The following is an 8,569-nucleotide window of genomic DNA, read 5'->3' as shown; positions in this document are numbered from 1 at the left end:
TCGAACCTCGTCACAAGTCAAGGGTTCGCGGGGCAAATTGCGATTTTATTGGCGGCTTAACTTGGATGGATTGGGGTAGACCCGGGGCTATCGCGACTCTTTGCGATGAAGTTCTACACCCTCCTGGGGGCAGTCGACTCCGCTGTGCGGGTTGGCCAGGATGTTGCAGATGATTACGTGGCAAGACACGATTTTATTGGAGCGCGTCAGACTCTCGAACAGCATGTTCTTCCGTTTGCAGAGCACTACCGGATGCTTGACCGTATCGTCGCGATACGCAGCCAGTACGCTGTCGTTCTGGGTTTCTGCCGTGACTTTTCGGCTGCCCAGCAGGAAATTCAACGATTGGAGGCTTATGCCGGTGGTTTCAGTGCTGAGCAGCGACAGGAGATAGATAGGCAGCGGGCGCTCATAGCTGACCTGCGTGCCGGCAACGGACCGCAGCAGCGGCGTGTGTCCCTGTCTGGACCAAATTTTTCCACCTTTGAACCGCGTCGCAATCATTGGGAAAAAGTCGGCCGCAATGATCCCTGCCCCTGTGGCTCCGGCTTGAAATACAAGAAATGTCATGGATAGCGCCATTTTTTTGCTTCCAGTCTCATAGCTACTGCTTAGCAGGCTGCTGAAGTACTCACTGCGCAAGCGATGAGGCTTCCCCGTAAGGACAGTGGAGGCGTTAATTTTCATCATCCGGTAGCCGAGCGCCACTGCATCCGCATTTTCCTCGTTTTCGTGCTTTCCGGCCTGATTAGGGGTGATGGTGCTTTCGCAGTAAAATGATATGCAGGTGGTTGAGTGTCAATGGAGACCGCGCCAAAACAGGGGCACACGACCGGACCGCTGCCGAGCGGCCAGTGAGGCACCGCTCCTCGATTGGCTCGAGTCGCTGCGCGAGGGATGAAGCGATGCAGGCCGAACTGGCTGCGGAGCGCCAGGCGCGGCTGGAGGCTGGGCGGGTGGAACTGGAGGCGGCGGGCCGGCAACTGTCCGAACTGCGGTCCCCGTTCTCGACCGAGCTGGAGCGCGCCCGCGAGCAGTTGGCCATCGCCCAGGAGCGCGCCGAGGGGAGCGAGCGACGCGCGCTGCGCGAGCTCGACCAGGAACGCACCGCGCGGCAGAAGAGCGAGCGCACCGCGGAAGAATTGCGCGGCGAACTGGCTGCCGCGCGCAGCGAGGCCCGTGACGCCGCCGTGGCGCAGGCCGAGGTCCGCGCCCGGCTCGAAGCTCAGGCTACGGCGCTCGGGAACCGGCTTGCGGCCGCCGAGCAGGCGCAAGGGCGGCACGCGCTCGAGTTCGAGCGGGTGGGCGACGAGTTGGCTTCGGTGCAACAACGGGCCGAGCGCGCCGAAGCCGAGGCGGCGCTCGCGCGTCAGCTGCCGGCAGAATTGCGCGGGGTGCTGCACGAGCGGGACGGCAGCGGTCGACGGCGGGGCAAGGCCCGCCCGGCGCCAGCGGGGAACGAGGCGGAGCGCTCCCAGCAGCCAGAGCCGGGCGCGCCAAGCGCGTCCCGTGATCCGAATGACGGCCACGATGGCAGTAACAGTACCGACAGCAGCGATGACCAAGAACACTGAGCGGGCGGCGGCGATCCGCTGGATCCAGGCGCAGATGGCCGACTACGGCCTGACCATGGACGAGCTCAAGGCGGCGGGGTGCTTTGATCCACCCCCACCTCCACCGCCGCCCCCGCCGCCAGTGGTCTGCTACCGCAACGCCGAGGGGCTGACCTGGGACGGGCAGTGGGAGATGCCCGCCTGGCTGAGGCGGTCAATGCGGCAGAGCGTGGAGTTTTACCGGGTCGTGGTCCTTGTAGAGCCGTACGCAAACTGCCTTGACGCTGTGGCACCGGGCGTAGAATCCGGAGCGTTGGGGCTGCAAGGGTCCCAATAATGGTTGTGAACCACCTTCTTCTTGAAGGCCTTCTGGACGGCGGTTCGATTCCGCCCAGGTCCACCAGAAGCTTGCGCTTCTGATGGGCCTGATCTGGTTTCGACAGGGGGAGATAGGGTCGTGACGCAACCCGTAACTCAGGGGGATCGTACCTTTCGTGCGCAAAATGGCGGTGATCCACCGGAGAGCCGCCTCCAGTAAGGCTTAGCCTCTTCCCGCCTTTCGCATGGCCAGTGAGATTGCAACCCCTTGATTCGCAATAGCTTTCAGGATCAGACCGCCAGATTTCACACGAAAGGGACGATCACCCCAGATAGCAATTTCCTAGGCTTTCTCCGGTGTGGGACATGCCATCGTTCTAAGGAGACCTGACGCGGAATGTGGCGCTGTGTTTAACACGGTACCGATGAAGCAAGCTCACTCGCCATCGCGAGTGAGCTTGTCCATGCGTATCCATTCACTTTCTACGCGAAAAGCTGGGCCCCAGAAAACTCGCAGGGTACGTCTATTCGAAGACGGCGGGAGCAAAACCAACGCGCGCCCCTTTTGTCCATCGTCCTGTTGCCATTCCCCGATAAGGACAGGAACGGTTCCTGGCAGGGCCGCCGCAAGTCGCAATGACCCTGGTGAAGCCCCCGATTCGTTGGTGAACTTGGCCTCTACACCGCGAGAGTCAAACGTTACGTTTCCCCAATGGGCGCCGCCATCCCAATGAGAGTCCCCGAACAACTCCTTTAGGGCTCTCATCTCCATTTCGTTAAAAACTTTTGGCTTCCCGCTGCGATAGTCGTCTGTGGCGTCCGTGGCTTCCAATGGGCCGGCTGAATTGACGCCTTGGCTAATTGGATTGACCTCCCAGACCTTCAAGAAGCCTGCGGAGCACACCACGACTCCAATGGGTCCGACAAAGCGGAGCCATTTCTTTGTGGATTCGCCCAGCGCCGGTATTTTGATTGGTCCCAACTCGTACCCCCCCAGCCAAGGAGCGAGTGCGAGGCTGAGCCACGCTAGCACAATAGCCGATGCCAAGGCCTCTGGGATGCCCAGCATTCCGTATGTGCTCATTTGGGCCCATTTCCAATATAACAACCCCCTAACTATAGGATGAAATCGTCCAGATTTTGAGCTGCAAACTGCGGTGCCGGGTCATGGGTTGAATCGGCTGACTCCCACCGATTCCAATCAAGGTGCAACACCGTTGATCAATTGGGTGCCGCTAGTCCGACACGCTGCATCGAACTGGAGGTGAAGGGCAAACACGTCGGATGTTGGGGATAGTTTGCGCCTGCAGCAACTGGTTTTCAACTTTGTGCTCAACGCGATCAGGTACGGAGCGCCGGACAAATCTGTCTGTGTTGTAGTGACCGTCAGGAGCGTCCCAATGGCAATCAAGCCTCGATGTGACCTGACTTGACACCACTGTAGTGCCACGGCGATAGGGCTGAAAGCGTCCTGATTGGCCAAGGAACCGGACTTCCAACTGGTACGCAAGGCGGCTTTAAATCAGTATTAACAAATATTCATAACTGGAAGTGTGTTCCAAGGCCCTTTGGCCCTCAACCTAGTACTTATGGATGAAGGTAGGACCAGAATCCCAGCACTATGCTGCCTCTGACCCAAGTGCATGGCACATTGGCTGCTCCCTTGTCCGCAGCGGTTGTGCCATCGGCGGCGTCCACCGTCCATAGCACTGCCTTAGCTGCTATGAGAAAAAAAAGAAGGCGCAGTGGAGGCAACACATGGCAATCTGCCCGTTTGCAATTTGGAAGCCTATCTCCGGTTCCGTTGGCCCCTATCTGGGTGGACCGTTCAAGATCGTTCACCATACAACAGAGGGCAGTAGCGCAGACGGCGCCATGCAGGCCTTTGCCAAACATCGCTCTGATCCACATTTCACAGTGGATGGCAGAAACATTTACCAGCACATCGATACCCAGCAGAGTGCCAGGGCGTTACGCAACGAAGTGGGCGGCGTACAAACTAACCGCGATTCTGCTGTTCAGATCGAGTTGGTGGGGTTCGCGCACTTACCTAAGGACAGAAAGTCGCTGACTAATCTAGCCCGTCTATGTCGATGGATCGAGAATCAGCACGGCGTGCCGAAAATTTGGCCGGCAGGGCTGCCCAAGCCAGCAAAGAATGGCAAAGACCCGGGCAAGCACATTCGTGACCCAAACATCTGGGACAACAACGGCGGTCACTATGGGCATTGCCACGTCCCGGAGAACACGCATTGGGATCCCGCGTACACTGCTGATGAAGTGGACTTCATTATGCATGCCACCTTCGATGCAAAAGGCAAACTGATCTCAACTCCAATCGCCACCGTGGCAAAGTTGTCAAAGACGGAAAGATCGGTATCCGGGACGAGGATAAATGGCGCCAAGACTTCCGCAAAGTTGCTCGCAACGGCAGTTACCACGATGCCCGACCATGACATCGTGCCGACCGGCATGACCGCCTACCTGAGGGATTTGGCAGTTCAGGCGATTTTTCCCCCGTTTGAGGGTGCGAAAACTCCAATAACGGCCACCAATAAGCGCGCCAAAGGTGCGAAGGTGAGGGCGAGCAAGAGTGTGATGATCGCAGGTACTCAAGGGACCGTGCCACCAATCTCAGCCAGCATAGATGGCGGTAGTGTCATAAGTTTTGTGGCCGATCTCAATCAGCAGGATACGAGCGACGTCCTTTATTCGGTTCAGATCGCCCAGCGCGGCGCCAGCGGCTTCTTTGATCGCTTTTCACAGACACAACTCTGGTACCAGAAATACATCGAGATCCTAAGCAACCTGGGGTGGGCAAGCGAGCAACTGGCTTTCAGCCATTACACCCAGAGCCAAGGGGATTTCCAGATGGACCAGGCGGCGCTAGCAGTCATTGCGGCCGTCGCTATGCAAAATCAGCTTGCTGTACTGCAACAATCAATTGCGGCCTTAGCGAGAGTCGCCGAGTCCGACGGCACCATCCGTCTTTTCGATTTTCACGCTTCTGAACAAGATAGCGGGAACTTTCAGATTGGGGCCGTCCAGCGACTGCCCAACGGCGCGCTGTCGATGGCTTTAGGCGCCTTCTATTTTCGATGCGTAGATTCCCGCAAGCGTTTCCTGTTTTTGAAATGGGGTGCGGAAGAGGTCAACTTCTGGACAGCTGCGCAACGCATGACGCTGAACACCGGCTTCTATGCCAAACGGCGCGAGGCAGTCATCGCCAAGCTCGGTGCGGATGCGAACAGCTACCTCGCCGACCTTCCGGTGGGCCCGACGTAGTTTCACCCTACGAAAACAAGCCAGACAGTGTCATACAACAAGCTATTTAGCTTTCAAGGAAGGAGGAAGTCATGAGCGTGACACAAGCCATGCTGATGCAGATCATGCGCAATGCTTCGACGGCCCGGTTGCAGCGCTTCGAGAAGCCATTGAATGACGCGATGCAGGAATTTTCTATCAACAGCCTCCTGCGCGGGGCGGCATTCATCGCCCAACTTGCTCATGAATCGGGGCAGTTCCGTTTCATGGAGGAAATATGGGGACCAACTGACGCCCAGAAGCGCTATGAGCCTCCTAGTTCGCTAGCTACCAAACTAGGCAACACGCAGCGCGGCGATGGGGTTCGCTTCAAGGGCCGCGGACCGATCCAGCTCACCGGCAGGACGAACTACACAAGGTATGCGGGCTTACTTGGGGTAGACATTGTCAATGATCCGTCTCTTGCGGCAACGCCCGAAGTCGGCTTTAGGATCGCCGGCCTCTTTTGGCAGAGGAACGGGCTTAACGAATTGGCTGACATCGGCGATTTTAAGACCATCACAAAGCGCATCAATGGTGGTTTCAATGGCCTAGCGGAACGTGAGGCGTTCTACCATGTCGCCTTAGAATCCCTAAAGGGAGCGTTCGCGGCGACGAGAGCAGGCGCAGCGAAGCTCGCCGCGCCGAAGAAGCTGGTGAAGCTTGAACGAGGCATTGACGACATCACAGAGAAGGGCAAAAAGTCGATTGCGTCGCCTAGAAATTCAGGCAAGGCGCTCCAGGTTCCGGAGTTTGATGCGCGCGCCGATACGATGGACTTCCGAGACCGCATGTTCGAGCCAACGTTGATAGAGGTGCCAACGCATATTCCCTTGGGTGATTACCTGGATTTTGATGTTCCCATTCTGGACCAAGGCAAGGAAGGCGCCTGCACAGGCTATGGCCTTGCCACTGTTGCCAACTATCTTCTGCGCCGACGGCGTGTGGTCCCTGACTGCATGCCTGTCAGTCCTCGGATGTTCTATGACCTGGCACGCCGTTATGACGAATGGCCAGGAGAGGACTATTCTGGTTCAAGTGCGCGCGGCGCAATGAAGGGCTGGCATAAGCATGGCATCTGCTCGGAATCCCTATATACGTCCCGGACACCCGACAAGAAAGGGCTAACCAAGCAACGCACTTCAGATGCACGACGCCGTCCACTTGGAGCCTACTTTCGCGTCAATCACAAAGACCTAGTGGCGATGCATGCCGCAATCGCCGAAGTTGGCGTCCTATACGCGACCTCCACTGTACACGAGGGCTGGCGCGATGTGGGCTCAAATGGCGTCATTGAACTCTCGGACCAGCCGCTCGGCGGACATGCCTTCGCCATCGTCGCTTACGACGACGAGGGATTCTGGATTCAGAACTCATGGGGACCATCCTGGGGGCATGGCGGCTTCGCACGTATCAGCTATGACGATTGGCTACGAAACGGCACCGATGTTTGGGTGGCCAGACTCGGTGCGCCAGTGACACTGCGGGAAGTGGAATCCACCGCAGCAGCACATGCAGCTTCTTCGGGCGAATCTGTAGCTTACTCCTACGCCGACCTGCGGCCACACATCGTAAGCGTGGGCAACGACGGGCAGCTTCGCCCCGGCGGTGACTACGGCATCACACCCGAGGGTCTACGCCATATATTCGAAGAAGACATCCCCCGCGTAGCCGCGGATTGGTCAACTGTTCGCGTCCTGCTCTACGCACATGGGGGATTGGTGGACGAGGCATCGGCCGTGCAGCGACTTGCCGACTACCGCCCTGACTTATTGCCGCGTCAAGTGTATCCGTTGGCATTCATTTGGCGCAGTGATTATTGGACGACGATATCCAATATTCTTGAGGACACCATGCGTCGCCGGAGACCTGAAGGCATCTTGGACGCGGCCAAGGACTTCATGCTCGACCGCCTAGACGACGCGCTCGAACCGCTTGCGCGCACGTTGAGTGGACGCTCCGCCTGGAGCGAGATGAAGGAGAACGCGCTGGCAGCGAGCAACCGCGATTGTGCCGCGTGGCTTGTGGCCAAGCATCTGAAGACCATGTCGCAGCAAAGGTGGTTGCAGGGGCGACGTCTCGAAATTCATCTTGTAGGCCATAGTGCTGGTTCGATTCTACATGCAGGGCTGATCACGAGGTTGGTAGAAAGCGGCCTGCCGATCGAGACTTGTACGCTGTGGGCGCCTGCCTGCACCGTCGATCTCTTCAATGAACGTTATTGGGATCCCATCAAGAACAAGCAGATTCGTCGCTTCAACCTTTATATGCTGAGCGACAAGGCCGAGCAAGACGACAACTGTGCGCACATATACAACAAGTCCTTGCTCTACTTGGTCTCGAATGCGTTCGAGGAAACGGCGAGAATACCAGGATTCCGAGATGGCGAACCCATTCTTGGCATGAATCGATGGCTCAACAAGACAACGATGAGCCTTTTCAAGGCCAATGGCCCTCATCAGTTGGTCATTGCACCAAACGGTAATGATGCAACGAACGGCGCTGCCTCCCAAGCCAGACACCATGGGGACTTCGATGATGACAGGCTTACGGTTCTCAGCACATTTGCATCCATCATCAAGCAGCCGCTGTCTCAGGTAATTCAAATGGGAAATGGGTCGGGGATCCGCGATACCTTGTCCTTCCACAGAAATGAGAGCTCGCTTAGAGACCGCAGGGCGGAACTGAATGCGAGGACGATGCTGAGCGCGCGACAATAGACTCGGGGCAATCGAATAGTGCGAGCGGCAGCATAGTTATTTATGCATGACTTTGTGAAAATCGCTAGAAGCGAGATCGCTTGAGAACAGGGTACCCGATTGACGACGTTCTGCAACGCGACTGGCGATTGGTATACATAAATTATGTAATCTTGGAGGCTTAAAAAATTATAATCAGGCGTCGTAGTTTATTGTATGCCTTGACAATCGATTAGTTCACGACTGGCAAACAAGGTTATACCGTCAATATGTCAAACGATATGACAAGGCGGAATCTACAAGTGCTCAGCGCACCCCGTAGTCAAAAAAATACGCTGTGATTCATGGGCCTCAAAAATACTTGTGGAGCTGGCGCAGAGAAGTGGACGCGAGAACGGCGGTGGAATCTGCGCCAGTAGGTTTCAGTCAGCATAACGGCGTAGGCGCTTAGCTTCGCGGCGGACGGATAACACCAACGTATCAATAACTGCCTTGTCATAAATGTAAATTCAATTACTGCAAGCTTTTTTCGCGTTTTCGTTGTTCAGCATGCCGGTTCTTGGTCAGATAACAATCGTACCAGGTTGGACTGCAGATTCGTCAGTGTTCCTGAATAAGGAGTTAAAAAACTCAGGAAGCGCTAGTGCGTGTGTGCGACTATCGCAGACGCACCCCGCCGACGGGATTGTACTGCGC

4 protein-coding genes, 1 other RNA gene and 1 pseudogene are annotated in these 8,569 nt (G+C 56.8%); all 6 read left to right on the top strand.

Annotated elements, in window-relative coordinates:
* Positions 1-105: 105 nt before the first annotated feature.
* A complete protein-coding gene (locus J8I82_RS39970; protein WP_209764390.1) occupies positions 106-576 on the top strand; it encodes an SEC-C metal-binding domain-containing protein in 471 nt (156 codons plus the stop codon).
* A gap of 329 nt (positions 577-905) precedes the next feature.
* Positions 906-1,574 carry a hypothetical protein gene (locus J8I82_RS34640; RefSeq protein WP_209764384.1) on the top strand — a complete coding sequence of 223 codons (669 nt, stop codon included), beginning with the start codon at positions 906-908 and terminating at the stop codon, positions 1,572-1,574.
* A pseudogene (locus tag J8I82_RS34635) lies at positions 1,558-1,800 on the top strand (H-NS histone family protein); the annotation flags it as partial. The gene J8I82_RS34640 and the pseudogene J8I82_RS34635, both read left to right, overlap by 17 nt.
* A gap of 17 nt (positions 1,801-1,817) precedes the next feature.
* Positions 1,818-2,030: a transfer-messenger RNA gene (ssrA, locus tag J8I82_RS34630) on the top strand.
* A gap of 1,599 nt (positions 2,031-3,629) precedes the next feature.
* Positions 3,630-5,156 carry a peptidoglycan recognition protein family protein gene (locus tag J8I82_RS34625; protein ID WP_209764382.1) on the top strand — a complete coding sequence of 509 codons (1,527 nt, stop codon included), beginning with the start codon at positions 3,630-3,632 and terminating at the stop codon, positions 5,154-5,156.
* Positions 5,157-5,227: 71 nt separating this feature from the next.
* The gene (locus tag J8I82_RS34620) at positions 5,228-7,894 is read left to right on the top strand and encodes a C1 family peptidase (RefSeq protein WP_209764381.1); all 2,667 of its coding nucleotides are present in this window, start codon (positions 5,228-5,230) and stop codon (positions 7,892-7,894) included.
* Positions 7,895-8,569 lie beyond the last annotated feature (675 nt).

The organism is Cupriavidus consociatus (assembly GCF_017814975.1).
Taxonomy (GTDB): domain Bacteria; phylum Pseudomonadota; class Gammaproteobacteria; order Burkholderiales; family Burkholderiaceae; genus Cupriavidus; species Cupriavidus consociatus.
The sequence above is the reverse complement of the archived record's forward strand: the minus strand, read 5'-3'. Positions and strand labels throughout refer to the sequence as shown.

What these genes read in the sequence shown, in the direction of transcription:
- J8I82_RS39970 (WP_209764390.1), top strand. Translation starts at nt 106, where the DNA reads ATGAAGTTCTACACCCTCCTGGGGGCAGTCGACTCCGCTGTGCGGGTT.
- J8I82_RS34640 (WP_209764384.1), top strand. Translation starts at nt 906, where the DNA reads ATGCAGGCCGAACTGGCTGCGGAGCGCCAGGCGCGGCTGGAGGCTGGG.
- J8I82_RS34625 (WP_209764382.1), top strand. Translation starts at nt 3,630, where the DNA reads ATGGCAATCTGCCCGTTTGCAATTTGGAAGCCTATCTCCGGTTCCGTT.
- J8I82_RS34620 (WP_209764381.1), top strand. Translation starts at nt 5,228, where the DNA reads ATGAGCGTGACACAAGCCATGCTGATGCAGATCATGCGCAATGCTTCG.